This window comes from Caulobacter sp. FV1ye13L (genome assembly GCF_058681155.1).
Genome location: NZ_CM178732.1, coordinates 2,478,119 through 2,502,098, shown reverse-complemented (window position 1 = coordinate 2,502,098; position 23,980 = coordinate 2,478,119). Strand labels below are relative to the sequence as shown.

Here is a 23,980-nt window from a genome sequence, read left to right as displayed (position 1 = left end):
AATCCGAGGTGCTGCGTAAGGTCGGCCTGCGGTCAGAGAACAGTAGCGTGCCCAAAAGCATTTATCTCCACAAGGCGCCGGCCAACTGGCGAAAGCTGACGGGCCTCTCGCTCGCCTACGCCGCCTGCATGGCATACAGCCTGCTGCTGGCCGAGGCGGCGAGCGGCCTGCCCACCATCTGGACGGCCAACGCGGTCGTGGTCGCGGGGCTTCTGGTCCTGCCACGCTCGGATCGCTGGGCGCTGCTGGGCCTGACCTTGCTGTTGCATGTGCTGATCCAGCTGCCCTTCAGCATGCCCCTGCCTCACCTGCTTCTGGTCTCCTGCCTCGACACGCTCCAGGTCGCCGCCATCGCTACGGTCTTGCGCATGCTGCGGCTTCCCGGCCGCGTGCGTGACATGCGCAGCCTGACGCTGCTGGTGTCGATCTCGGCGCTCCTGACTGCGGCATCCTCGGTTTGCATCAGCGGCCTGCTCGCCGTCCTGCGAGGGCAGGCCTTCTGGACAGGCTGGAACGACTGGACGATGCCCAATGTTCTGGGGATGGCTCTGGCCCTGCCCACCGTGCTGATCCTGCTCGACACCCGCCTGATGCGGGGATTCCGGGCCCGCCCGCTTGAGGCTGCGGCCATGGCCCTGATCGCAGCTCTGACCGCCGCTGCCGTATTTTCCACCCAACCGCTCCTGCAGTCCCTGCTGTTCGCGCCGGCGTTGCTGGCGGTGTTCCGGGGCGGACCGCGCGCTGTGGCCCTGGTCGTCACGGCGTCCCTGGCGGCCACAATCCCCGCGGTGATCCGCAAGACCGGCATCGACCCCGACAGCGCCCTGCCGCCCCTGCGCCAGGCGTTGATGTTCCATATCGTCCTGTATGGAGTCTGCATGGTCGCGGCCCTGGCGCTCAGCCGTCAGGCCCGATTGCAGACCCTGCTGCTGCGCGGCCAGGCCGTCGCGCGGGCTGCGCAGGCGCGGGCCATCGCCGCCAACGCCGCCAAGTCCGACTTCCTGGCGACGATCAGCCATGAGATCCGCACCCCGCTCAACAGCGTACTGGGCTTCGCCGGCCTGGTCGCCGACGATCCCGGCCTGTCGGCCGAGAGCCGGCGGCGGCTGGACCTGGTTGGCCGCGCCGGGCGATCGCTGGCCGGGATCGTCAATGACCTGCTGGACTTCGCCAAGGTCGAGGCGGGCCGAATGGATCTGAACCTGGCGCCCGCCTCTCCCGCGCGACTGTTGGGCGACGCCGTGGCGATCGTTGCGCCTGCGGCAGAAGCCAAGGGCCTTCGGCTCACAATGAGCCTCCACGGCGACGAAACGGGTAAGCCCGCGGTCTTCGCCCTCGATGAGGTGCGCCTGGGCCAGGTGCTGCTGAACCTGCTGGCCAACGCCGTGAAGTTCACGGCCGCCGGCGAAGTGTCGGCGCGCATGGACCTGGACCCGTCAGCCGGAACGATACGCTTCGAGATCGCCGACACCGGCATCGGCATCGCATCTGAAGTGCAGCCTCGCCTGTTCCAGCGCTTCAGCCAGGCCGATACCTCGATCAGCCGCAGCTATGGCGGCGCGGGTCTGGGCCTGGCGATCAGCAAGGCCCTGATCAACCAGATGGGCGGCCAGATCGGGGTTCAGAGTGTCCCCGACCAGGGCTCGCGGTTCTGGATCACCCTGCCGGCGACGCCGGTCGACGCGACCGAAACGGTCGGCGCCGGTAGTCTGGAGATGGTCATCCCTGGGGCGTCTCGCGTGCTGCTGGTTGACGATCATCCGATGAACCGGGAACTGGGCCACGCGCTGCTGACCCTGGCCGGTTGCGTCGTCACCACCGCCGAGGATGGCGCCCAGGCCGTGGCCTCGGCGCGCGACGGCGGCTTCGACCTGATCCTGATGGATGTCCACATGCCCATCATGGATGGTCTGGCCGCCACCCGCGCCATCCGGGCCCTGCCCGGCGCTGTGGCAAGCACCCCGATCATCGCCCTGAGCGCCGACGTCATGCCCGAGCAGATCACGCGCTGCCGACTGGCGGGCATGAACGACCACGTCGCCAAGCCCATCCACCGGGAAAGCCTGATCGCGGCCGTGATGCGCGCCCTTGTCCCCGAACCGGCCGCGCCAAGCGCTGCCCTTGGGTCATCCTAGCCCCGCGTCGAAACAGCCGGCTATAGTCCCCCCATCCGCCCGTCAGAGGCGCACAGGGAGAGACGTGATGGACATCGAACTGGTGGCCGAAGGCCTGCTATTTCCGGAGGGGCCCATCGCCATGGCCGACGGCTCGGTGATCCTCACCGAGATCCAGGGCCAGCGGCTGAGCCGCATCACCCCGGACGGCAAGCGCGAGACGGTGGCGCAGACCGGCGGCGGGCCCAACGGCGCGGCCATCGGCCCGGACGGCGCGATCTATGTCACCAATAATGGCGGCAGCTTCCAGTTCATCGACATGGGCGGCCTGAACGTGCCCGGCCCTACCCCGCCCAGCCACACGGGCGGCTCGATCCAGCGGGTTGACCTGGCGACCGGCGCAATCACGACGCTCTACACCGAATGCGACGGCAAGGCCCTGGTGGGCCCCAACGACCTGGTGTTCGACAAACAGGGCGGGTTCTGGTTCACCGACCACGGCTGCAGCACGCCCGAGGGCCGCAAGTTCGGCGCGCTCTACTACGCCCTGACCGATGGCTCGAAGATCACGCGGCAGCGCGACCACTTCGTCTCGCCCAACGGCGTGGGCCTCTCGCCCGACGAGAAGACCGTCTACATGGCCGACACCTCGCTGGGCCGGCTGTGGTCCTTCGACATCGCCGAGCCCGGCGTGCTGGCCCCCGCAGCCGGCTTCGCGCCCGGCAATGTGGTCTGCAACCTGCCGGGCTATCAGTTGCTCGACAGCCTGGCGGTCGAGGCCGGCGGCAAGGTCTGCGTGGCGACCATCATCAATGGCGGGATCACCGCCTTTGATACCGACGGGTCGACCGAGCACTTTGCCTTCCCGGACGTGATCGTCACCAATATCTGCTTTGGCGGGGCCGACATGCGCGATGCGTGGATCACGGCCTCGGGGACCGGCAAGCTCTACAAGACGCGGTGGCCCAGGCCTGGGCTGAAGCTGAACTTCAACGGATAGGGAAAGGTCCTCCCCGTTCGGGACAGGGCGCTCGCATATGGCCAAAAACGGCTGTCATCCCGGACGGAGCGCGCAGCGCGAAGATCCGGGATCGACGCCTGAGCGCCGCGCTCCAAGTCGGTCCCGGATCTGCGCCCGGCTTTGCCAGGCTTGTCCGGGATGACAAATTCTTTGGCGTCTGAGCCACAGGCGATAGCCCTCCCCCGTCAGGGGGAGGGCCGAAAGCCTAGTAAAGAACGCCCAGGGCTTCGCGTTCGAAGTTCTTCAGTTCGTCATTGCGGCCATCGCGGATCTTCACGACCCACTCCGGATCCTGCAGCAGGGCGCGGCCAACGCCGACCAGGTCGAACTCGCCGCGATCCAGGCGCTCCAGCAGACCGTCGATCGAGGCCGGCTGGCTGCCTTCGCCGCCGAAGGCCGCGATGAACTCACCCGACAGGCCCACCGAGCCGACGGTGATGGTCGGGGCGCCGGTCAGCTTCTTGGCCCAGCCGGCGAAGTTCAGGTCGCTGCCTTCGAATTCCGGCTCCCAGAAGCGGCGCTGGCTGCAGTGGAAGATGTCTGCGCCGGCGTCGGCCAGGGGCGAAAGCCAGGCCTCCAGCTCCTGCGGGGTCGGGGCGTTCTTGACCGCGTAGTCCTGCTGCTTCCACTGCGAGATGCGGATGATCACCGGATAGTCGGGACCCACAGCGGCCCGCACGGCCTTCAGGATCTCGGCGGCGAACTTGCTGCGAGCGGCGATGGTCGGACCGCCGAAGGCGTCGTCGCGGATATTGGTGCCATCCCAGAAGAACTGGTCGATCAGATAGCCATGCGCGCCGTGCAGTTCGATGGCGTCAAAGCCCAGCAGCTTGGCGTTGCGGGCGGCGTCGGCGAAGGCGGCGATGGTGTCGGCCACTTCTTCGTCCGTCATCGGCTCGGTGAAGGGGTTGCCGCCGGCCTTGGACAGGCCCGAGGGGCTGTCGATCTTGCCCAGGACGTCCTTACCCTTGGCTGCGCCGACGTGCCAAAGCTGGGGCGCGATCAGGCCGCCGGCGGCGTGAACCTCGTCGACCACCTTTTTCCAGGCCGCCAGTTCCTTTTCGCCGTGAAAGCGCGGGACATTGGCGTCGTTCAGCGAGGCGTCGCGGGCCACGCCCGTGCCTTCGGTGATGATCAGGCCGACCTGGTTCTCGGCGCGCCGACGGTAATAGGCGGCCACGTCGTCGGTGGGCACGCCGCCTGGCGAGAACGACCGGGTCATCGGCGCCATCACCACCCGGTTGGGCATTTTCAGCGCCTTGAATTCGAACGGCTTGAAGAGAGAGTCGAGGGCCATGGGGCGCTCCGAAGGAGGGTCGGTGTTGGGAGAGGTTATGGAGCGGGTTGCGATTGTGGACTATGCAGAAAAACTGCAACCGAACCTGTATCTGGCTGAGGCGCCAGGCGTCCCTCGAAGCCCGCTTGGCGAGCTCCGAAGGACGGCGGCCTTCAGAGGCCCAGCACCATCTTGGCCATGATGTTGCGCTGGATCTCGTTGGATCCGGCATAGATCGAAGCCTTGCGGTAGCTGAAATAGGTGGGCGCGGCGGGCGCGGCATAGTCGGGGCCGGCCCGGCCTTCATTGGTCGGCGCCCAGGTGTCGCGGACGAACGGCGCGGCATAGGTTCCGACCGCCTCCAGGGTCAGTTCGGTGATGGCCTGCTGGGCCTCCGAGCCCACACATTTCAGCATCGACGAGACCGGTCCCACCGCCTTGCCGGCGCTGCGACCCGAGAAGATCCGCAGTTCTGCGGCGTTCAGCGCCTCGACTGAAATCTCCAGATTGGCGATCTTGGAACGGAAGTCCGGATCGTCGATCAGGCGGCCGCCATCGTCGGCCAGCTCCAGGGTCGCGATCTTGCGCACCTTGCGGATCATGTTCATCAGGCCGGGCGCATAGGCGTTACCACGCTCGAACTCGAGCAGGTACTTGGCGTAGGTCCAGCCCTTGTTCTCCTCGCCGATGCGATTGGCGATCGGCACGCGGACATTGTCGAAGAAGACCTGATTGATCTCCTGCTCGCCCTCGGCGGGGCCATCCAGGGTCGGAAGCGGCTTGATCTGGATGCCGGGGCTGTCCATGCGCAGCAGCAGGAAGCTGATGCCGTTCTGGGGCTTGCCCTCGGTCGAGGTGCGCACCAGGCAGAACATCCAGTCGGCCCACTGGGCCTGGGTGGTCCAGATCTTCGAGCCGTTCAGCACATAGTCGTCACCGTCGCGCTCGGCCTTCATCTGCAATGAGGCCAGGTCAGAGCCTGAACCCGGCTCCGAATAGCCCTGGCACCACCAGATGTCGGACGACAGGATCGGCGGCAGGTGCTGCTTTTTCTGCTCTTCGGTGCCGAACGCCAGGACCACCGGCGCGCACATCTTCAGGCCCATGGGCGAGGGATTTGGCGTGCCCGCCAGGCTCAGTTCCATGTTGAAGATGTAGCGCTGCGAAGCGGTGAAGTCGCAACCACCCCACTCGACCGGCCAGTCCGGCGCGGCCCAGCCACGCTCGGCCAGCTTCTTTTGCCATTTCACCTGGCCGGCCTTGTCCAGATAGCCGTTCTTGGACTGGCTCATCTGGCGGCGCAGATCGTCGTCATAGGCGCCGGCGATCCAGTCGCGGACCTCCTGCTGGAAGGCCAGGTCTTCAGGCGAAAAAGCGAGATCCATGACTGCTACTCCACCGCGTCCAGATATTCGATCTCGGGACGACCGGCCATGAACGGCCCCATCGCCGCGCCGCCGGCCTTGAAATAGTCGGTGCCGCCGTGCGCCTTCAGGTCATCCATCGAGGCGTACAGTTCGAGAACCTTGTAGGTTCCGGCCTCGGTCTTGCTCTTGGTCAGTTGATAGAGAAGGCAGCCGGGCTCGTTGGCCTTCACCTTGGCCGCCAGATCCAGGAATACCGCTTCGAATTCTGAGGTCTTTTCGACCTGGACCTTCAAGGTCGCCACCACACCGATCATGCTCGCCTCCCAACGCTTGTTTGAAAGCAGCATCGGCCACACCGACGTTCGCCGCAAGGGCGACGTTGGGGAAGGCGGGAATTCAGCTGTTGGAGATTAGGGCCGCTCGTTCCAGCCGTAAGCGACCCAGGAATGGCCACCGACATTGCGGGCTTCGATCAGGGTCGGATCGCTGCTGGTCTTGGCCTGGACGGTGCGCCGGGCCCGCAGGGCCAGAGCCACCAGACCAAAGAGCGCGCTGCCCATGAACCCGATGACCACCACCGTGGCGGCGAAGACGACGGCCAGCACCGAGCCGATGACGACAGCGGCGGAGGTCGCCAGCGCACCGGCCAGCCATGCAAGGCTGCGCAGAGCAGAACCGCCGGTCATCGTGGTCGAACCCGTCATTGATCGTCCCTTCTCAGCGTGAACGCCGCAACTCAGCACGTATGGTCAACAAGGTTGGTGCACGGACACTGAAGGTCAACTCAACACCCGCGTGATCGATCTGAAAAGCCCATTTCTCCCGAGACATAGTGTCTCGCGCCGCGACTCGCACGGCGCGGGTCAACCGGCGGTCGCCAGACCCAGCTCGCGACGCTCGCGCATCACGGTGCTGAAGGCCTCGTTGATCGCCGCCGACTTGGCCTCGGCCACCTCGATGAAATCGCTGGGCAGCCCCCGGGCGCGGGCGCGATCGGGGTGCGCCGCGGACAGGGCTGTCTTCCAGGCCGAGCGCACTGCAGCGTCGTCGGCGTCGTGCGCCACGTCCAGGATCATGTACGGATCGTGGGCGCCCGATCCCAGATGCACGGCGCGCAGCCGGCGAAAGGCCAGCGGCGACAGGCCAAAAAGATCTGACACCCGCTCAAGATAGTCCAGCTCGTCCTGGGTCACCACGCCGTCGGCCTTGGCGATGTGGAACAGGCCGTCGACCACATCCTCGAGGATCTGCGGACAGGTGCGATAGCGTTTCGCCAGGCGCTTGGCGTAGCTTTCAAAGCCATGGGTGGTCTGGCGGGCCAGGTCATACAGGCGGTGGATGTTGTCTTCCGAGGCCGGATCGGGCTGGAAAACCTCGCTGAAGGCGGCGAACTCGTGCCCGTCGGCCCGGCCGTCGGCCTTGGCCAGCTTGGCGCCCAGCGCCGTCACCGCCGTCGAGAACGCCGGATCTTCGCCTGGCAAACCCGCCGGACAGTCCGGGCACTCGGCCAGGTCAAGCCGGCGCGCGGCTATGGTTGCGATGTTGCGCCAGAAAGTCATGGAAGCGGTGAAAGCCCAAAAGGGTGGCGGGGTGATGGCAAGGACGAGACGACAGAAGAGGTACGCGCGACAACGCGATACGGATCACGCTCTCTGTCGGCCTTCTAACATATTCCGCCGCCTGCCCCACCCCAGGGCCGGTGGGATGAACCCGAATTCATGCTGGAGCCTTTCGCCTCCTCGCCCGTTATGGCCCAGCTTGGGAACGTGCTGACGCCAAAGGCGCCTTGCTGTGGTCCCATTCCGCTCCGAAATGCTCTAGTCAAAGCGTCACAGACCTCAAAAGGACTTCCGCCCGCATGGCGACCGCCCTCTTTCTCGCCCTGGCCATGATGGGTCAGGTGCCCGTCGCTCCCGCCGCCACGCCGCCCAGCGACGACTATGGCTATGTCGCGTGGTGCTATGGCGCTCTGGGCGGCTATGTCGATCTCTATGACCAGGTGATGCCGGAAGTCACCCGCATCGAGAAGGCCTTTCCCGGGCCCGACGGGGTCGCGGCCTCGCTGAAGACCTATCCCGAGATGCGCGCCCAGGCCCGCGCCGACATGAAGGTCTTCACCGCGGCGATCACGGCGGCTGAAAAGGCCAGCCCGCGCCCGATCTCGGAATATGGCGGCGCGGCGGTCAAGAAGGGCCGCTCGGTCTGGAGCGGCGCGGATTCGGCCAACAAGGCGCGCCTGGCCCAGGTATGGATGAGCTGGTCGCCGCCCGGCGACTGCGAAACCCGCGCCAAGGCCCTGGAAAAGAAGTCCAACATCCTGGGCAAGGCCCTGATCTACAACGCCGCCAAGCCGATCGAGCCGGCGCCGGCCTCGGCCGTCGAGGCCCTGCCGGAACCGGTTCCGGCGCCGGCGATGGCGCCCGCAGTCGAACAGGCCGCGCCGCCCGAACCGGTAGTGACCGAGGCGCCCAAGCCCGTGGCCAAGCCGACCGCTCAGCCGACCGCCAAGCCTGCCGCAAAGCCGCCCATGACCAAGACCGCGACGAAACCGGTCGCCGCCAAGCCAGCTGTGACCAAGCCCACCGCGTCGGCCAAGGCGGAGTTCATCATCGACTTCGCTGATCCCAAGCCCTGCCCCGGCCGCCTGGACCCCGCCAAGCGCGACGGCAAGGACGTGCTGGTCTGCAAGCCGGACTGACGCCCAACCCTGAAGGGTGGGTCATTGCATCTGATCAAAAACGGTTGTCATCCCGGACGAGCGCGAAGCGTGAAGATCCGGGACCGACGCCTGAACTCAGCGCTTCCGGCGGTCCTGGATCTGCGCCCGGCTTTCGCCGGACTTGTCCGGGATGACGACGTTTTTGATCTTATGTGGCGCCGGTACGCCCTAAGGCTTCACCGGCAGCGCCCCGCTGGCCGCCAGCGCCTTGAACCACCCATAGGACGCCTTCGGCGTGCGCACGCCCGTCGTCCGGTCGTGCGCCACCAGGCCGAACTTGGAGGTGTAGCCCAGGTCCCACTCGAAATTGTCGAGCAGGGTCCAGCAGAAATAGCCGCCGATCGGTGAGCCCGCTTCGCGCGCGACCAGCACCGCCTCCAGATGGCGGCGCAGATAGTTGATCCGGAACGTGTCGTCGATCACCGCCGGCCCCTGGCTGAACGGGTCGGAACAGCCGTTCTCGGTGATCAGCACCGGCGGATTGCCATAGTCTCGGCGCACCCTGTCCAGCACCTGGAAAAGACCCGACGGGTCGACGTGGCGGCCAAAGGCGTCCAGCTCCGCGCCCTCGGGCGGGTTGGCGGGCGCGATCTTGCTGGGCGAGGACAGGTCCAGCCGCACATAGGCGGGCGCGTAGTAGTTCACCCCCAGGAAGTCGACCTTCTGGCGGATCGCGGCCATGTCGCCGTCGCGCACCACCCCGGCCTTCAGCAGGTCTTGCACTTCCTTGGGATAGGTTCCCTTGAACAGGGGATCCAGCCAGGCGCGGTTCCACAGGGCGTCCAGGCCGTCCGAGGCCAGGCGGTTCCAGAACGCCAGCTCGCCGCCGGCCGGCCTGCACGGCTGCAGCGCCATGGTGGTGCCCACCGACAGGTCGCTCCGCCCGGCCCGCAAGGCCTGCATCGCCAGCCCCTGGGCCAGGTTCATGTGGTGGACCGTCGGCCCCAGCAGATCCATGTCCTTCAGTCCCGGCGCGTGCTCGCCCAGCACATGGCCGAACACCGCGTGAACCGCCGCCTCGTTGAGGGCGATATAGTGCTTGAGCCGGTCGCCCAGCCGATCGACCACCGCATGGGCGTAGTCGGCGAAGCGCAGGGCCGTGTCGCGGTTCTTCCAGCCGCCCTTGTCCTGCAGGGCCTGGGGCAGGTCCCAGTGGAACAGCGTGGCGTAGGGCGTGATCCCCTTGGCCAGCATGGCGTCGACCATCTTTGAATAGTGATCCAGCCCCGCCGGATTGATCGCCCCTTCCCCCGTCGGCAACACTCGCGACCAGGAGATCGAGAAGCGATAGGCGTCCAGCCCCGCCCCGGCGATCAGGTCCACGTCGTCGGCGTAGCGGCGGTAGCTGTCAGTGGCGACGGTGGCGTCGGAGCCGTCAACGACGATGCCCGGCTTCTTCTCGAACACGTCCCAGACGCTGGGGCCCCGCCCATCGACGTTCTGGGCGCCCTCGGTCTGAAAGGCCGCCGAGGCCACGCCCCAGAGAAAGTCCTGCGGGAATTGCCGGGATTTGGGATCAAGCTCGGTGTCCGGCCCGCGCGCGCATCCCGACAGGCCTAGCGCCGCCCCGCCGACAACCCCGCCCCCCAGAAGCATGGCCCCCAGGCCTCGCCGACTCACGCCTTGATGATCCACGCCGCATCCTTCCCAAGCTCAGAGGTCAGCGCCCCTGTTGAGACGGAGGATGCCGTGCAAGAACGCCGGTTGACCAGCCTTCCTTTGCGAGGGCGTCTAGCGACGCTGGCGGGCCGAGACCTTGGTGGCGTTCGCCAGCGCCTGGCGCGCGTCTCGGGCGGCGGCGATGTCTTCGGCGGGCATGGGCCGGGCCAGCAGGAAGCCCTGGAACTCGACGCAGCCCAGCTTCACCAGGGTGTCGAACTGGGCCTGGGTCTCGACGCCCTCGGCCGTCGTCTTCAGACCCAGCGACTTGGCCAGGCTGATGATGGCCCCGGCCACCGACGTGACCTCGCCGTCGGGCGACAGGGTGGACACGAAGGAGCGGTCGATCTTCAGCTTGTCGATCGGATGGCGGCGCAGATAGGCTAGGCTGGCATAGCCGGTGCCGAAGTCGTCCAGCGCCAGGCGGAAGCCCAGGCGCTTGATGCGACGCAGGGCGTCGTGAACGCCGTCGCTGTCTTTCAGCAAGGCCGTCTCGGTGATCTCCAGCACGAAGCCGGCGGCCTGGGCCCCGGTCTCGGCCAGGATCTGCTCGATCTCGTCGACGAAGCCCGGCGCCGACAGCTGCAGGGCCGAGACGTTGACCGAGACCTCCAGCCCCGACCAGCGCAGGCTGTCATAGCAGGCGCGGCGGAACACCGACCGGCCGATGGCGGCGATCAGGCCGGTCGACTCGGCCAGCGGAATGAAGATGGCGGGCGAGATGTCGCCGCGCTCGGGATCGCGCCAGCGCGCCAGGGCCTCGACGCCCTGGATCACGCCACGCGCGTCGGTCAGGGGCTGATAGGCGACAGTCAGGCGCTCCTGATCGATGGCGGCGCGCAGGTCACGCTCCAGGCCTTTGCGCAGGCGCAGGGCGGCGTCCATCTCCGGCTCGAAGAAACAGTAGCGGCCGCGACCCGATTCCTTGGCGCGGTACAGGGCGACATCGGCCTGTCGCAGCATCTCGGCCTGGCCCTCGTCGGCGTCGGACACCACCGCCACGCCCACCGAGCAGGACAGTTCGGCCCGGCCGATGCTGAGGTCCAGATCGCCCGACAGACCCTCGACCACGCGCTGGGCCAGGGCGGCGCAGCCGGCGGGCGTGGTGTCGGGCTGGATGATCGCGAACTCGTCGCCACCCAGACGGCAGATGGTGTCGGTGTCGCGACAGATGGCCTGCAGGCGGCGGGCGACTTCACGAATGACCTGGTCGCCGGCGTCATGGCCGTAGCTGTCATTGACCTCCTTGAAGCGGTCCAGGTCGATGCACAGCACCCCCAAATAGCCCGACTTGCGCCGCAGCAGGGCGTGGGCGTGGATCAGGCGGTCGGTAAACAGGGTGCGGTTGGCCAGGCCCGTCAGGGGGTCGTGCAGGGCCAGATGCTTGGCCTCGGCCTCGCTGAGCAGCAACTTCTTGGCGGCGCGGCGGGTGACGCGGAACAGCATCAGAGCGCCGATGCCGGCGGCCAGGGCGGCCAGGGCCAGGATGGGCGTGGCCTGCTGCAGCAGCTCGGCGCCCGGCTTGCGGGGGTCCCAGCGCAGCACGATGCCGCGGCCGTCCGGCGCCCGGCCCAGCAGGGTCTGGGCGTTCTCGCCCTTGATCTGGCTGGCCGGCACGATCTCGATACGGGCGTTCTTGAGCAGGAAGCGCTCGGAGAAGGCGTTCACCACGCTGCTGGCGACCGGCATGGCCGAGACCACCAGCGGCGCCCGGGCGCCGCGCGTCCTGGCCTTCAGATCCGGACGCACCAGGGACACGGTGATCATCACCGCCTCGTTGCCCACCAGCTCGACGCGGCTGAAATGGACCGCGCGCATCTTGGCGACCTTGGCGGGGTCGGTCTCGATCGCGCGAACCTGGCTGATCAGCTTCTGGGTCTGGGCGGCGTAAAGGCCGAAGGATTCCGGCGCGACATCCGTACCGTTGATGTGGCCGTAGAGCGGCCTGTTGTCGGCGTCGAGCACAAAGACGACGCTGTAGCCCAGGGCGCCGCCAATCGAGGCGCCGATGTTCTGGTTGGCCCAGGCCAGGTCAAAGTCATTGTCCAGCTTGTGGATCGCCTCGTCCCAGATGACATAGGGATTGAGGCTGGTTTGAACTTCCTTGCCGCGCTGACGCAGGCCATTGCTGACCAGGGTCTGTTCGTACTGGCGCTCGCGCAGATCGGCCTGGCGGGTGGCGGTGAACAACAGACCAGCCGCAACCAGGACCATGGCGGCCGCCATGCCCATGATCAGGCCGAAGATCTTCAGCTCGATATTGTTGCGATTCATACGCGGGTCCCGACAGGCGGACGCATCAGTCCACGCCACGCGTTGCTGAATCCCTTACTGGAGCGATTTTTTGGATGTTTTGTCGCACATCGTTATGCGGGATGGGTCGAATGTCCGATTTGGGGTCGGGCGAGTGACGTTTTTGCCCCGGACGGTGGGCGAGGCCGGCTTCGCGCTAGCGTCCCCCCACCTGGCAGGCCGCCTTCACCCGGCGCCAGTCGTTCTCGGAAAGCGCCGGCGTTCCGGGCAAGGCCGCCGCCGCCGCCCGGCTGGCGCGCCCAGCCGTGTCGGGATGGGTCGCAAACCATTCGGCGGCGCGACGCAATCGGGGATCATCCTGGCGATTGGCCATCCGCCCGAAGAAGTCCGCCATGCCCCGGGTCGAGATATTCCGAGCCCGCAACAGCTCGATGGCCCTCGCATCGGCTTCGGTCTCGAGATCGCGGCTGAACCTCTGGTCGGCGAAGCCGCCGGCCAGAAGCACAGTCTGTTGACCGGCGCCCGTACCGCCGCCGACGACGGCGTCCAGCAACAGCCCCGCCCCCATGGAGCGCCAGGCCGCCTGCATGGCGTGACGACGCTCGACGTGGGCGATCTCGTGGGCGATCACCGCCGCCAGCTCGTCGGGCGTGCGGGCCTGGGCGATCAGGTCGTCGGTGACCAGGATCGCTCCGCCCGGCAGGGCGAAAGCGTTGACGAACGGCGCCCTCACCGCCTGCACCCTGATGTCGAACGCCGAATCCGAGCCCTCCGCCAGGCGATCGCCCAGGTCCGACAGGATCGCCGCCCCGCGCCGGTCGCCCTTGCAGGGCCGGAATGCGACCTTGAGCTGGACTTCCATGTTCGAGCCAAACCGGGCCTCCAGCTTGGGCGGGGTCCCGCGGGCCAGAGGACCGGCGGCCAAGGGCACGCCGACGAAGACGATCGCCGCGAAGGTCGCGCCCGCCCCGACCAGTCCGGCGATCAGCGTCCACTCGGCGCCGCGCTCGCGCCGCGCGATCGCGGTTTCCGAGCGCCTGGACAAGGTCCGCCATGCCTCGCTCTCGACGATCAGCCGCGCGTCGCCATCACCGCGGGTCAGGCGATAGCGGCCGGCGGAATGAGCCGTTTCCCGCACCTCGTCCAGCGGCCAGTCGATCCCGACGCCGGGATCGTCCAGCGCCCGAGCGATGATCCGGCCGGCCTCCAGGCTGACCTCTACCCGCCAGGGGCGGGACGTCTGCCCGTCGTAGAGCAGACCCTCCACGTCAGAACGGAGAGACATCGAAGGCATCGGCTAGGCCTTCGCCCGTCTTCGGTCCCCGCTCGGCCTGCATCGCGTCGGCCAGGGGCGCCTCGCCGGTGCTGGACAGCCGGGAGATCATGAACTTGGTCGTCCGCGCCACCACAACCGGCGTCAGGAAACCCAGGGTGAAGATCGTCAGCAGCAGGTTGGTCAGCGTCAGGCCGATCAGCGCGCCCGCCTTCACTTTCAAGGCAAAACGCGCCTCCCCCAGCCGGATCGAGCGCGCGATGGTCCGCATCAGGACCGCGTGATAGGCCGCCGAGGCCAACATGACGAACAGCGCGTAGATAAACGCATAGCCATAGATCAGCAGGAACCGCGCCACGCCCGGCTCGGTCCCGGCCTGCATCGACGCGATCATGGGCGGCACGATGGCGGCGATGAGCACACCATAGCCGATGATCCCCACCACCCAGGCGAGCGCGAACGGCCCGTAGAGGCCCTCCTCGTGCGATCGCTCCCAGCGGAGTTTCTGGTCTCCGTACGACATGCCGCCCCACAGCTTCTCGGCGATGCGCATCGACATGGCCGGCGCGTACCAGCCCAGGGTGATCATGACGAGCAGCGTATAGCCCAGATAGGACCAGCCGAACTTGTTGGCCGAGCCCCGCAGCTGGAACCGCACGCCGCGCCACACCGTGCGGCTGGCCATGTAGCGATAGGTCATGAAGATCGCCGCGCCGATCAGCACGATGATCGCGATGTAGAGCGGCAGCATCAGCAGGGTGAACATCGGGCTGACGAACTGGATCGCCAGGATCAGCGCCAGATAGGGGACACCCAGAGCCAGCAGCGCGATCAGGAAGCCCAGGAACAGCTCCCTGCCCTTGCCGGTATATTCGAAGGGCTCGTTGTTCAGGGTGATGCGCGACCAGACCCAGCGGCGCACCTCGGTCTTTCCCCAGAACCGGTACAGCGTCAGGGTGATGATATTGAGCAGGCCGTTCTTAAGGCTGAGGCCGATGAACGACCCCGGCTTGATCGTGTGGCCAAACGTCAGAGTCTCGCCCTTCACGGGCGATTGAGCGCCATCCATGAAATCCCCCTAAGCCCCCGCTCGCAACGGTTGCGAGCAAGCAACCCTTGCGGGATTTGCCAAGGCGGTCAACCATTGCGGCGAAGATCAGAGGCGGAACGCAACGGCGGACATGGAAAGCCTGCTGGTCAGCGCCGGCGCCAGGGTGATCGAAGGCTCGGGGTCCGCGGTTCGGTTCGAGGGCAACGGCGTCATCGCCCGCTTCCACCGACCCCACCCGGACAAGGAAGCCAAGCGGTATCAAGTCAGGGACGCCCGCGCGTTCCTTTCGGCAATTGGAGTGAGGCCATGAACGTCCTGAAGCACAACGGCTACACGGCCCGCGTGGCGTTCGACGACGAGGACGAGATCTTTGTCGGTCGCCTGGCCGGGATCACCGACATCATCAGCTTCCACGCCGACACCGTCAGCGGCCTCAAAGCGGCCTTCCACGACGCCGTCGCCGACTACATCGCCACCTGCGCCAAGGCCGGCAAGAAGGCCGAAAAGCCCTATTCCGGCCAGATCATGGTCCGCGTCGATCCCGTCGTTCACGCCCGCGCAGCCCTGGCGGCGGAACTGGCGGGCCAGAGCCTGGCAGGCTGGACGGAGGAGAAGCTGCGCGAGGCGGCGACGCGGGAGATCGAGGGGGCTTGAGGCCTGAGGGTCCGACTGCAGGCTTCTCTACGGAACATCCAGGGTCCCGAGAAGGTAGTCGGCTCGCTCCGCGACGCTCGCCTTGGGCAGGATCAGGACATCATAGCCCAACGCCGGATAGGCCATCTGAAGCCTCTCATACTCAGCAACGGCCTCGTCCAGGCCGTGCCGCCGCTCACGGTCCACGACATGGATCTCTGGCCAGGGCGGCGCCAGAAACACCCTCCGATGATAGCGGTGGGAGCGCCCCAGCGCTTCGACAGCGCGTTCACCTGTCAGATGCTCGAGCGCCACGGCGCCGTCGATCAGGCCTCGATCGAAGAACACCCAGCCGTCGGCAGGCGCGGCCGCGCGATCTTCCAGCGCCATGGCGATAGCGCGACGAGCAAAGGCGGTCGGATCAACCCATGGCAAGGCCGCGCCATCGCCCGCAAGCTCGTCCGCGACAATCCGACGACCGGGTTCCTCGACCACGGCATGCCCGCGCCGGCGAAGTTCGGCGAGCAAGGTGGACTTGCCGCCGCCAGAACAGCCGGAAATGACGACGAAGCGATCGATGAATAGCTCTCGGTCGACAGGTTTAAGGAGCGGCGATCTTCGGCGCGGCCGCGCCGCGAAGCAGGCCCTCGGTGCTGAGGTCTTCGTCGACATCGGGCCAGTGGATTCCGTAACCACCGCCGGCGATTTCCCATCTGGCGCGCTGCTCCGGCGTCGCGGCAAAAAGGCGCGGATACCAGGTCAGCGGGACGGCGATTGTACGGCCGTCCATCAGATCGACGAACAAACGCGCGTCGTCACAGCGCACGTCAGCCACGCGTTCATCAGCGGCGGTCGCCAAAATACTCATGCCAAGCCTCCGACAGCGCAGTTTCGTGCTTTCGCACGAGAGTGAGGATAACATTCAGCTCATGGGCTCGGAAGCCAAGGTTGCGCGCCAAAGCGACAGGCCTCAACCACACCTTGAGCGACGCGTCGGCCTTGTCGATGTGGACGTGCGGCGGCTCGTTTGGCTCATGACTGTAGAAATAGAACCGGTAGCCGCCGACGCGGAGAACCGTCGGCACGATGAGCGCTCCGCGAGCCATCACGAATGGCCATGGTAGCTCAAAGTGCAAATACACGTATAGGAATAGTTACGCCGCCGCCTCCCGCGCCCTCGCGCCGGGATCGTAGTTGAGGATCGGGGCCAGCCATTTCTCGGCCTTGGCCAGGTCCCAGCCCTTGCGGCGGGCATAGTCCTCGACCTGGTCCAGATCCACCTTGCCGACGCCGAAATAGTGCGACTTTGGGTGGCTGAAATAGAGACCTGACACCGCAGCGCCGGGGCTCATGGCGTAGCTCTCGGTCAGGATCATGCCGGTGGCGGCTTCGGCGTCCAGCAATGTGAACAGCGTGCCCTTTTCGGTGTGATCGGGCTGGGCCGGATAGCCGGGGGCCGGACGGATGCCCTGGTACTTCTCGGCGATCATCACGTCGGCGTCGGCTGACTCGTCGGGGGCGTAGCCCCATAGCTCGACGCGGGCCTTGTAGTGCAGCCACTCGGCGAAGGCTTCAGCCAGGCGATCGGCCAAGGCCGAGGCCATGATGGCGCTGTAGTCGTCGCCGGCGTCCTTGAAGCGCTTGACGATCTCGTCCTCGCCATGACCGGCGGTGACGGCGAAGGCGCCGATATAGTCGGGCCCCTGCCCGATCGGCGCGACGAAGTCGGCCAGGGCGGCATTGGTCTTTCCCGCGCCCTTGTCCATCTGCTGGCGCAGGGTGTGCAGGCGCGACAGCTCCACCGTGCGGGTGTCGTCCGTATAGAGCACGATGTCGTCGCCCTGAGCCTGGGCCGGCCAGAAGCCGATCACGCCCTTGGCCCCGAACCACTTTTCGGCGACGACCTTGTCGAGCATCTCGCGGGCTTCGGCATAGAGCTCGGTGGCGGCCTCGCCGACCACGTCGTCTTCCAGGATCTGCGGGAAGCGGCCGATCAGCTCCCAGCTGGCGAAGAACGGCGACCAGTCGATGAAGGGGACCAGTTCCGCCAGAGTCGGCTCGAAGGTGCGCGTGCCGATGAAGGACGGCTTGGGCGGCGTATAGCCGTCCCAGTCGATGGCGAACTTCTTCTGCCGCGCCTCGGCAATGCCGGTGCGGGCCTTGGCGGTCAGACCCCGGGCATATTGCTCGCGGATGCGGACATATTCGGTGCGCGTCTCGGCCTGCAGACGGTCGCGCTCACTGGCCGACAGCAGGCCCGAGACCACGCCCACCGCCCGGCTGGCGTCCAGCACATAGGTGGTCGAGCCCTTGGAATAGGCCGGCTCGATCTTGACCGCCGTATGGGTGCGGCTGGTGGTGGCGCCGCCGATCAGCAGCGGGATGGTGAAGCCCTGGCGCTCCATCTCGGAGGCCACGAACACCATCTCGTCCAGCGACGGCGTGATCAGACCCGACAGGCCGATCATGTCGACGTTATGCTTGCGGGCTTCATCCAGGATGCGGTCGGCGGGCACCATGACGCCCAGGTCGATGACCTCGTAGTTGTTACACTGCAAAACCACGCCGACGATGTTCTTGCCGATGTCGTGGACGTCGCCCTTGACCGTGGCCATCAGGATGCGGCCGGCCTGCTCGCGCGGCTTGCCGGCCTTCTCGGCCTCCATGAACGGCTCCAGCCAGGCCACGGCCTGCTTCATGACGCGGGCCGATTTCACCACCTGCGGCAGGAACATCTTGCCCGAGCCGAACAGGTCGCCGACCACGTTCATGCCATCCATCAGATGGCCTTCGATCACGTGCAGCGGCCGCTCGACCGACAGGCGGGCCTCCTCGGTGTCGGCCTCGATGAACTCGGTGATGCCGTTGACCAGGGCGTGGGTGATGCGCTCGTTCACGCTGCCCTTGCGCCATTCCAGATTGGCCGTCTGGACCTGGCTCTTGTCGCCCTTGTAGCGCGGGGCCAGATCGACCAGACGCTCGGTGTTCGAGACATTGGTCCGTTGCGGGCGGTTGAGGATCACGTCCTCGACGGCCTCGCGCAGTTTAGGATCCAGCGTGTCATAGACCGGCAGGTCGCCGGCGTTGACGATGCCCATGTCCATGCCCGCCGCGATGGCGTGGTACAGGAACACCGAGTGGATAGCCCGGCGCACGGGCTCGTTGCCGCGGAAGCTGAACGAGACGTTCGACACCCCGCCCGAGATGCGGGCGTAGGGGCAGCGCTTCTTGATCTCGCGCGTGCCCTCGATGAAGTCGACGGCGTAGTTGTCGTGCTCCTCAATCCCCGTCGCCACGGCGAAGATGTTGGGGTCGAAGATGATGTCTTCCGGCGGGAAGCCCACCTTGTCGACCAGGATGCGATAGGCCTTCTCACAGATCTCGATTTTGCGGGCGGCGGTGTCGGCCTGGCCCACTTCGTCGAACGCCATCACCACCACGGCCGCGCCGTAACGCAGGCACAGCTTGGCCTGCTCGATGAACTTGGCCTCGCCTTCCTTCATGGAGATCGAGTTGACGATCGCCTTGCCCTGCACGCACTTCAGGCCGGCTTCGATCACCTCCCACTTGGAGCTGTCGATCATCACCGGCACCCGCGCGATGTCTGGCTCGGCCGCCATCAGGTTCAGGTAGGTGACCATGGCCAGCTTGGAGTCGAGCAGGCCCTCGTCCATGTTGACGTCGATGACCTGGGCCCCGGCCTCGACCTGCTGACGGGCGACCGACAGGGCCTCGCCGTAGTTGCCCTCGACGATCAGCTTCTTGAATTTGGCCGAGCCGGTGACGTTTGTGCGCTCACCGATATTGACGAAGACGGGACGCATTTCAGATTCCAACCGGCGACAGGGCAGAAAGACGAGTGATTTTCACTTGGCGAATGTGCTGCTTGAACCAGAACCGCCACGAAAATTGGCTGTCTCTTGCGAACTCATTGAGCCCGCGCGTGGTCAATCGATAGACGTGGTAGACTAGGCCCGTCTTGCGATCACGAACCTCCCGCACACGACCCGCGCGCACGGCGTCGCAGGCGGCGAGAACATAGCGAGCCGAAAGCTCATCAGGCTCGGCGTACTCCGACCAGAGCTTTCCGAAGCTGTAGTCAATCTCCCTAGCGCTGGCTTCGATTGAGAGGGAGCGATGGGCCTGCGTTGGTGCGCGCAGTTCGAGTGATACGAGCCGCCCGTCCCATTGGAAACGGGCGATATCGGGTAGCTCGGCCGCGAAGGTGCGCAACTCTTCTACGAACGCCAGAAACCATACCGGCAAGGCTTTTGCCCGTCTCACGACTGGCCTCCCAACAGGCTCTGCAAACCCGCGATCTGGGTGAGCCACGCGTCGTGGTCCTCGCCCTCCTGCCAGGTTTCATCGAGTTCGGAGGCTGGCCCCACCACACGGGCCAGGGCCCGGCGGGCGAGGTTGGCCGCGCCCTCGGGCGGCTTGCCCAGCGTGGCCTTCAGATCGGCATGGCTGTCGGGCAGCACCGAAGCGGCCCCCACGCACGAGGCGACCACCGCAGCGGCGGCCACGGCCAGTTCCGCCTCGGCCTCTTCCAGATAGCCGCTGACGCCGGCGGCGTGCTCCATCAGCGTCATGACCATGCGCCAGTCGGGCGCCTCGGTGAGGTCTTCTATGAAGTCGGCGGCTTCTTCGTTGTCGAAGGGTCCAGGAGCCCAGGCGGTCATGCTCAGCCCACCAGTTCGAAGGGTTCGAGGCCCGCCAGGCGCATGGCCCGGGGACGCTCGGGGATCTGACGCGGGGTGACGCCGGCGACGGCTTCGGCCACGTGGCGGATGTGGTCCGGCGTGGTGCCGCAGCAGCCGCCCAGGATGTTGACCAGACCGTCGGACGCCCATTCGTGCAGGGCGTGGCCCGTCTGGTGCGGCTCCTCGTCATACTCGCCCATGGCGTTGGGCAGGCCGGCATTGGGATAGGCCGCGACCAAGGTGTCGGCGATGCGGGCCATCTCGGCGATGTGCGGACGCATCAGGTCGGCGCCCAGGGCGCAGTTGAAGCCGACGGCGAAGGGCTTGCAGTGCTTGATCGAATTCCAGAACGCTTCCGCCGTCTGGCCCGACAGGGTGCGGCCCGAGCGGTCGGTGATGGTGCCGCTGATCCAGATCGGCAGCTCTTCGTGGCCCTCGTCACGCAGGTCCAGGATCGCCTTGATCGCGGCCTTGCAGTTGAGGGTGTCGGTGATGGTCTCGATCAGGAACAGGTCGACGCCGCCCTCGTAGAGGGCCGAGACCTGCTGGCGGTAGGCCGCATAGACCTGGTCGAAAGTCACCTTGCGCGCGCCGGGGTCGTTCACATCCGACGACATCGACAGCATCACGTTCAGCGGCCCGATCGAGCCGGCGATGAAGCGCGGCTTTTCCGGGTGCTCCTTCAGCCAGCGATCGGCGACCGAACGGCCGATGCGCGCGCCTTCGTAATTGATGTCCCAGACGTCCTGCTCGCCCAGCCGATAGTCGGCCTGGGCGATGGTGGTGCCGGAAAAGGTGTTGGTCTCGGAGATGTCGGCGCCGGCGGCGAAATAGGCGTCGTGCAGCTCGGCCACCAGGTCGGGGCGGGTCAGGCACAGGACGTCGTTATTGCCCTTCATCTGGCCGTCGTAGTCAGCGAAGCGTTCTGCGCGGTAGTCGGCCTCGGACAGCTTCTTCTTCTGGAACATCACGCCCCAGGAACCGTCGAGGATCAGCACGCGCTCTTTAGCGGCGGCCTTCAGGGCGGCGATGCGGCCGGCCCTCGTAGAAAGATCAGGGCGAGTGGTGAGGTCGGTCATTTGGCCGCTCCCTGCTGGCGCGCCAGCTCCTTGTTGAACGCGGCTTCCGAGGCGGCGACGAAGCGGCCCAGCTCGGTCGGATCGATGAAGGCGTTGTTGTCGCCGCGCAGCACCCGCTGGCGCTTGGCCAGCAGATCGCCCTGCTCCTCGTGGGCGGGCAGGAAGACGTCGGCCGGCATGATCTTCAGCTTGGCGAAGGTGGCGCGATAGTCAGACACGATCTTCGGGTAGGTCTTGTTGCCCACCAGGGCGTTGCCGGCCACCGAGATCGAGTTGAAGAACACCACGTTCAGGGGGCGGCCGCGCTCGGTCACCGACAGGGTCCAGGTCGTGCCGCCGCTGGTATGGCCCGGCGTCAGGTGGGCGACCAGCGTGGTCTCGCCCAGCGTGACCTTCTCGCCGTCGCGCACGGTGCGGTCGACCTTCACGGCCGGAAAGGGCGTCAGGCCGTTTTCGTTGTCGCCAAAGTGACGGCCCTGCTCCAGGGCCGGCTTGTCCTGCGACGAGGCATAGAGCCTGGCGCCGGTGTCGGCCTTCACCTGGGCCAGGCCGCCGGCATGGTCATAGTGGGCGTGGGTGTTGATCAGGATCTTCACGTCGGCCAGCTTGAAGCCCAGCGAGACGATGTTGCGCTCGACCAACTTGGCGCCGTCCGCCGACATGCCGGCATCCAGCAGCACATGTCCGGCCGACGAGGTGATCAGGTACGAAGACAGTCCCTCGGAGCCGACATAATAGATGTTGCCGACCACGCGGTATGGCTTGGTCGGCTTGATCCAGGCGGCCGGCGGCCACCCGTCGGCGCGGGCGGCGCCGACGCTGGCCAGCGAAAGCACACCGCAAAGGATCAGGGCCAGAACCTTCATGCCGCAACCTCCGAATGGGCGGTTTCCCGCTCGCGCACGCCCAGCACCCGGCAGATCGCATAGACCAGATCGGCGCGGTTGAGGGTGTAGAAGTGAAAGTCCTCGAACCCCTGCTCCTGCAGCTTGGCGCACATTTCGGCGGCCACCGAGCAGGCGATCAGGCGACGGGTTTCGGCGTCATGGTCCAGGCCCTCGAACAGGTTGGCCAGCCAGCTGGGCACCGCCGTCTGACAGGCCTGGGACATCTTTTTCAGGCCGTTGAAATTGGTCACCGGCATGATCCCGGGCACGATCGGAATGGTGATGCCGGCGGCGCGCACCCTGTCGTTGAAGCGCAGGAAGGCGTCGATATCGAAGAAGAACTGGCTGATGCCAAGGGTCGCTCCGGCGTCGACCTTGGCCTTCAGCACCTCGATGTCGTGCTCCAGCGACGGGCTTTCCGGATGCTTTTCGGGATAGACCCCGACCAGCACCTCGAACGGCGCGATGCCGCGCAGGGCCTTGGTCAGTTCGGTGGCGTTGGCGTAGCCGTCGGCGCGCGGCACATAGACCCCGCCGATGCCGCCCTCGGTCGGCGGCGGATCGCCACGCAGGGCGACGATGTGGCGAACGCCCGTCTCCCAGTATTCGCGGATCACCTCATCGACCTCGTCGCGGCTGGCCCCGACGCAGGTCAGGTGGGCGGCTGGCTTGAGGCTGGTCTCATCCAGGATGCGCTTGACCGTGCGGTGGGTGCGCTCGCGGGTCGAGCCGCCGGCCCCATAGGTCACCGAGACGAAGGCCGGATCCAGCGGGGCCAGCCGGGTGATGGCCTGCCACAGGCTCTCTTCCATCGCCGGGGTCTTGGGCGGGAAGAACTCGAACGAGACGCGGGGACGGCCGCCGGCCTGGCTCTGACCGCGCTCGCCGGCGCGGGCGACAGGACCGATCACGCGGCGTGTGGGTGGAAGGGTCATGCGGCGCTCCTTTGCGCGGCCCGCTGAACCGGACGGCGAGCCGTCCAGATCTTGACGGTCAATCCCTGGGCCGAGGACGGCGGCAGGGCGATGTTGTTTTCCAGGCTCAGGCCGGCGGCCTCCAGCCAGGGGATGATCTCGGCGTCTTCAAAGCCCAGGCGGCGATGCTGATGGGCCTCGCGCAGGAACTCGTGGTCGTGCGGCGCGAAGTCGGCGATCAGCAGCAGGCCGCCCTGCGCCACCAGTCGCGCGGCCTCAAGCACGGCGGCGGCCGGATCGCCCAGATAGTGCAGCACCTGATGCACCGTCACCAGATCGGCGCAGCCGCCCGGCAGGCCGGTGGCGAAGATGTCGCCGTGGCGCAGCTCGCATTGCCCCAGCCCCGCCTTGGCCACCTCGTCGCGGGCGATGTTGAGCATCTGCTGCGACAGGTCCAGGCCCAGGGCCGAGCCGGCCCGCTGGCCCAGCAGGGTCAGCATGCGACCGGCGCCCGCGCCCAGGTCGACCATCTCGTCGAAGGGCCCCTCGCCTGCCGCGCGCAGGATCGCCGCCTCGACCTCGGCCTCGTCGACATACAGCGAGCGGATCTCGTTCCAGCGCGCGGCGTTGCGGGCGAAATAGGCCTGGGCGCCGGTCGAGCGCTCGGCCCGCACCGTGGCCAGTTTCTCGGCGTCGGCATGGACGGCCGGATCTGCGGGGTCGATCAGATCCAGCGCCTGGCGGACCAGATGGTGGCCCGGCGACTTGCTAGCCAGGCGATAAAACACCCAGGCCCCGTCAGGGAAGCGCTCCACCAGCCCCGCCTCGGCCAGCAGCTTGAGGTGGCGCGAGACGCGCGGCTGGCTCTGATCCAGGATCTGGCACAGCTCCAGCACCGAAAGCTCCTCGCCGGCCAGCAGGGCGAGCAGCCGCAGACGGGTGGATTCCCCCGCCGCGCGCAGCACTTCGACAACCTGTTCAGCCGACAGCTTCATGGGGACATAAAGATATCTTTATGTCCGATTTGGCAA

The 23,980-nt window shown here is 66.7% G+C and carries 24 protein-coding genes; 5 read left to right on the top strand and 19 right to left on the bottom strand.

The genetic code is table 11. The features are described from left to right. The first annotated feature begins 47 nt into the window (after positions 1 to 47). Positions 48 to 2,135, top strand: coding sequence for an ATP-binding protein (locus tag ACW176_RS11995; RefSeq protein ID WP_492109293.1), 2,088 nt, complete (start codon positions 48 to 50; stop codon positions 2,133 to 2,135). A 67-nt stretch (positions 2,136 to 2,202) separates the two neighbouring features. Continuing rightward, positions 2,203 to 3,114 (top strand): SMP-30/gluconolactonase/LRE family protein, encoded by a 912-nt coding sequence (locus ACW176_RS11990; RefSeq protein WP_492057800.1) that lies wholly within the window; start codon positions 2,203 to 2,205, stop codon positions 3,112 to 3,114. Positions 3,115 to 3,340: 226 nt separating this feature from the next. On the opposite strand, the gene ACW176_RS11985 is transcribed toward ACW176_RS11990, so the two are convergent. The 5 genes from ACW176_RS11985 to ACW176_RS11965 form a co-directional block, all read right to left on the bottom strand. Continuing rightward, the gene (locus ACW176_RS11985) at positions 3,341 to 4,432 is read right to left on the bottom strand and encodes an NADH:flavin oxidoreductase (protein ID WP_492109292.1); all 1,092 of its coding nucleotides are present in this window, start codon (positions 4,430 to 4,432) and stop codon (positions 3,341 to 3,343) included. A 152-nt stretch (positions 4,433 to 4,584) separates the two neighbouring features. After that, positions 4,585 to 5,796, bottom strand: coding sequence for an acyl-CoA dehydrogenase family protein (locus ACW176_RS11980; RefSeq protein WP_492109291.1), 1,212 nt, complete (start codon positions 5,794 to 5,796; stop codon positions 4,585 to 4,587). A gap of 5 nt (positions 5,797 to 5,801) precedes the next feature. Next, complete coding sequence (locus tag ACW176_RS11975) at positions 5,802 to 6,092, bottom strand: putative quinol monooxygenase (RefSeq protein WP_419317680.1); 291 nt, start codon at positions 6,090 to 6,092, stop codon at positions 5,802 to 5,804. Positions 6,093 to 6,188: 96 nt separating this feature from the next. Beyond that, positions 6,189 to 6,482: a hypothetical protein gene (locus ACW176_RS11970; protein WP_419317681.1), complete on the bottom strand. Its 294-nt coding sequence runs from the start codon at positions 6,480 to 6,482 to the stop codon at positions 6,189 to 6,191. A gap of 159 nt (positions 6,483 to 6,641) precedes the next feature. Continuing rightward, positions 6,642 to 7,337 (bottom strand): TerB family tellurite resistance protein, encoded by a 696-nt coding sequence (locus tag ACW176_RS11965; RefSeq protein WP_492109290.1) that lies wholly within the window; start codon positions 7,335 to 7,337, stop codon positions 6,642 to 6,644. Between the two features lie 299 nt (positions 7,338 to 7,636). Here ACW176_RS11965 and ACW176_RS11960 point away from each other — a divergent pair, with 299 nt between their 5' ends. After that, positions 7,637 to 8,476, top strand: coding sequence for a hypothetical protein (locus tag ACW176_RS11960; RefSeq protein ID WP_492109289.1), 840 nt, complete (start codon positions 7,637 to 7,639; stop codon positions 8,474 to 8,476). A gap of 189 nt (positions 8,477 to 8,665) precedes the next feature. Here ACW176_RS11960 and ACW176_RS11955 read toward each other — a convergent pair whose 3' ends face one another. From ACW176_RS11955 to ACW176_RS11940, 4 genes are all read right to left on the bottom strand, one after another. Next, positions 8,666 to 10,132 (bottom strand): GH1 family beta-glucosidase, encoded by a 1,467-nt coding sequence (locus ACW176_RS11955; protein WP_492109288.1) that lies wholly within the window; start codon positions 10,130 to 10,132, stop codon positions 8,666 to 8,668. Between the two features lie 96 nt (positions 10,133 to 10,228). Beyond that, on the bottom strand, positions 10,229 to 12,430 hold the full coding sequence (locus ACW176_RS11950; RefSeq protein WP_492109287.1) for a putative bifunctional diguanylate cyclase/phosphodiesterase: 2,202 nt from the start codon (positions 12,428 to 12,430) through the stop codon (positions 10,229 to 10,231). Positions 12,431 to 12,605: 175 nt separating this feature from the next. After that, complete coding sequence (locus ACW176_RS11945; protein ID WP_492109286.1) at positions 12,606 to 13,694, bottom strand: M48 family metallopeptidase; 1,089 nt, start codon at positions 13,692 to 13,694, stop codon at positions 12,606 to 12,608. Next, positions 13,678 to 14,751, bottom strand: a complete 1,074-nt coding sequence (locus tag ACW176_RS11940; RefSeq protein ID WP_492109285.1) for a YjgN family protein — start codon at positions 14,749 to 14,751, stop codon at positions 13,678 to 13,680. Before ACW176_RS11940 ends, ACW176_RS11945 begins: the two co-directional genes overlap by 17 nt. A 112-nt stretch (positions 14,752 to 14,863) precedes the next feature. On the opposite strand from ACW176_RS11940, the gene ACW176_RS11935 reads away from it, so the two are divergent. Then, entirely contained in the window at positions 14,864 to 15,043 is a 180-nt protein-coding gene (locus ACW176_RS11935) for a type II toxin-antitoxin system HicA family toxin (protein WP_492109284.1), read from the top strand. Then, positions 15,040 to 15,387 carry a type II toxin-antitoxin system HicB family antitoxin gene (locus ACW176_RS11930; protein ID WP_492109283.1) on the top strand — a complete coding sequence of 116 codons (348 nt, stop codon included), beginning with the start codon at positions 15,040 to 15,042 and terminating at the stop codon, positions 15,385 to 15,387. Before ACW176_RS11935 ends, ACW176_RS11930 begins: the two co-directional genes overlap by 4 nt. 27 nt (positions 15,388 to 15,414) lie before the next feature. Here the strand turns inward: ACW176_RS11930 and ACW176_RS11925 are convergent, their stop codons facing one another. The 10 genes from ACW176_RS11925 to ACW176_RS11880 form a co-directional block, all read right to left on the bottom strand. Next, complete coding sequence (locus ACW176_RS11925) at positions 15,415 to 16,038, bottom strand: AAA family ATPase (protein WP_492109282.1); 624 nt, start codon at positions 16,036 to 16,038, stop codon at positions 15,415 to 15,417. After that, positions 15,968 to 16,201, bottom strand: a complete 234-nt coding sequence (locus ACW176_RS11920) for a DUF2442 domain-containing protein (RefSeq protein ID WP_492109281.1) — start codon at positions 16,199 to 16,201, stop codon at positions 15,968 to 15,970. The genes ACW176_RS11925 and ACW176_RS11920 overlap by 71 nt, the downstream gene beginning before the upstream one ends. Positions 16,202 to 16,208: 7 nt before the next feature. Next, positions 16,209 to 16,451: a DUF4160 domain-containing protein gene (locus tag ACW176_RS11915; protein ID WP_492109280.1), complete on the bottom strand. Its 243-nt coding sequence runs from the start codon at positions 16,449 to 16,451 to the stop codon at positions 16,209 to 16,211. A gap of 69 nt (positions 16,452 to 16,520) precedes the next feature. Next, a complete protein-coding gene (gene metH / locus ACW176_RS11910; protein WP_492109279.1) occupies positions 16,521 to 19,202 on the bottom strand; it encodes a methionine synthase in 2,682 nt (893 codons plus the stop codon). Next, on the bottom strand, positions 19,192 to 19,650 hold the full coding sequence (locus ACW176_RS11905) for a hypothetical protein (RefSeq protein ID WP_492109278.1): 459 nt from the start codon (positions 19,648 to 19,650) through the stop codon (positions 19,192 to 19,194). Before ACW176_RS11905 ends, metH begins: the two co-directional genes overlap by 11 nt. Continuing rightward, on the bottom strand, positions 19,647 to 20,048 hold the full coding sequence (locus ACW176_RS11900) for a DUF4259 domain-containing protein (RefSeq protein ID WP_492109277.1): 402 nt from the start codon (positions 20,046 to 20,048) through the stop codon (positions 19,647 to 19,649). Before ACW176_RS11900 ends, ACW176_RS11905 begins: the two co-directional genes overlap by 4 nt. A gap of 2 nt (positions 20,049 to 20,050) precedes the next feature. After that, a complete protein-coding gene (locus tag ACW176_RS11895) occupies positions 20,051 to 21,148 on the bottom strand; it encodes a homocysteine S-methyltransferase family protein (protein WP_492109276.1) in 1,098 nt (365 codons plus the stop codon). Further along, entirely contained in the window at positions 21,145 to 22,014 is an 870-nt protein-coding gene (gene bla, locus ACW176_RS11890) for a subclass B3 metallo-beta-lactamase (protein ID WP_492109275.1), read from the bottom strand. Before bla ends, ACW176_RS11895 begins: the two co-directional genes overlap by 4 nt. Continuing rightward, positions 22,011 to 22,970 carry a methylenetetrahydrofolate reductase [NAD(P)H] gene (metF, locus tag ACW176_RS11885; protein WP_492109274.1) on the bottom strand — a complete coding sequence of 320 codons (960 nt, stop codon included), beginning with the start codon at positions 22,968 to 22,970 and terminating at the stop codon, positions 22,011 to 22,013. The genes bla and metF overlap by 4 nt, the downstream gene beginning before the upstream one ends. Further along, positions 22,967 to 23,944: an ArsR/SmtB family transcription factor gene (locus tag ACW176_RS11880; RefSeq protein ID WP_492109273.1), complete on the bottom strand. Its 978-nt coding sequence runs from the start codon at positions 23,942 to 23,944 to the stop codon at positions 22,967 to 22,969. The genes metF and ACW176_RS11880 overlap by 4 nt, the downstream gene beginning before the upstream one ends. Positions 23,945 to 23,980 lie beyond the last annotated feature (36 nt).

What these genes read in the sequence shown, in the direction of transcription:
- ACW176_RS11990 (WP_492057800.1), top strand. Translation starts at nt 2,203, where the DNA reads ATGGACATCGAACTGGTGGCCGAAGGCCTGCTATTTCCGGAGGGGCCC.
- ACW176_RS11985 (WP_492109292.1), bottom strand. Translation starts at nt 4,432, where the DNA reads ATGGCCCTCGACTCTCTCTTCAAGCCGTTCGAATTCAAGGCGCTGAAA.
- ACW176_RS11980 (WP_492109291.1), bottom strand. Translation starts at nt 5,796, where the DNA reads ATGGATCTCGCTTTTTCGCCTGAAGACCTGGCCTTCCAGCAGGAGGTC.
- ACW176_RS11975 (WP_419317680.1), bottom strand. Translation starts at nt 6,092, where the DNA reads ATGATCGGTGTGGTGGCGACCTTGAAGGTCCAGGTCGAAAAGACCTCA.
- ACW176_RS11970 (WP_419317681.1), bottom strand. Translation starts at nt 6,482, where the DNA reads ATGACGGGTTCGACCACGATGACCGGCGGTTCTGCTCTGCGCAGCCTT.
- ACW176_RS11965 (WP_492109290.1), bottom strand. Translation starts at nt 7,337, where the DNA reads ATGACTTTCTGGCGCAACATCGCAACCATAGCCGCGCGCCGGCTTGAC.
- ACW176_RS11960 (WP_492109289.1), top strand. Translation starts at nt 7,637, where the DNA reads ATGGCGACCGCCCTCTTTCTCGCCCTGGCCATGATGGGTCAGGTGCCC.
- ACW176_RS11950 (WP_492109287.1), bottom strand. Translation starts at nt 12,430, where the DNA reads ATGAATCGCAACAATATCGAGCTGAAGATCTTCGGCCTGATCATGGGC.
- ACW176_RS11945 (WP_492109286.1), bottom strand. Translation starts at nt 13,694, where the DNA reads ATGTCTCTCCGTTCTGACGTGGAGGGTCTGCTCTACGACGGGCAGACG.
- ACW176_RS11940 (WP_492109285.1), bottom strand. Translation starts at nt 14,751, where the DNA reads ATGGATGGCGCTCAATCGCCCGTGAAGGGCGAGACTCTGACGTTTGGC.
- ACW176_RS11935 (WP_492109284.1), top strand. Translation starts at nt 14,864, where the DNA reads ATGGAAAGCCTGCTGGTCAGCGCCGGCGCCAGGGTGATCGAAGGCTCG.
- ACW176_RS11930 (WP_492109283.1), top strand. Translation starts at nt 15,040, where the DNA reads ATGAACGTCCTGAAGCACAACGGCTACACGGCCCGCGTGGCGTTCGAC.
- ACW176_RS11925 (WP_492109282.1), bottom strand. Translation starts at nt 16,038, where the DNA reads ATGTCGACGAAGACCTCAGCACCGAGGGCCTGCTTCGCGGCGCGGCCG.
- ACW176_RS11900 (WP_492109277.1), bottom strand. Translation starts at nt 20,048, where the DNA reads ATGACCGCCTGGGCTCCTGGACCCTTCGACAACGAAGAAGCCGCCGAC.
- ACW176_RS11895 (WP_492109276.1), bottom strand. Translation starts at nt 21,148, where the DNA reads ATGACCGACCTCACCACTCGCCCTGATCTTTCTACGAGGGCCGGCCGC.
- bla (WP_492109275.1), bottom strand. Translation starts at nt 22,014, where the DNA reads ATGAAGGTTCTGGCCCTGATCCTTTGCGGTGTGCTTTCGCTGGCCAGC.
- metF (WP_492109274.1), bottom strand. Translation starts at nt 22,970, where the DNA reads ATGACCCTTCCACCCACACGCCGCGTGATCGGTCCTGTCGCCCGCGCC.
- ACW176_RS11880 (WP_492109273.1), bottom strand. Translation starts at nt 23,944, where the DNA reads ATGAAGCTGTCGGCTGAACAGGTTGTCGAAGTGCTGCGCGCGGCGGGG.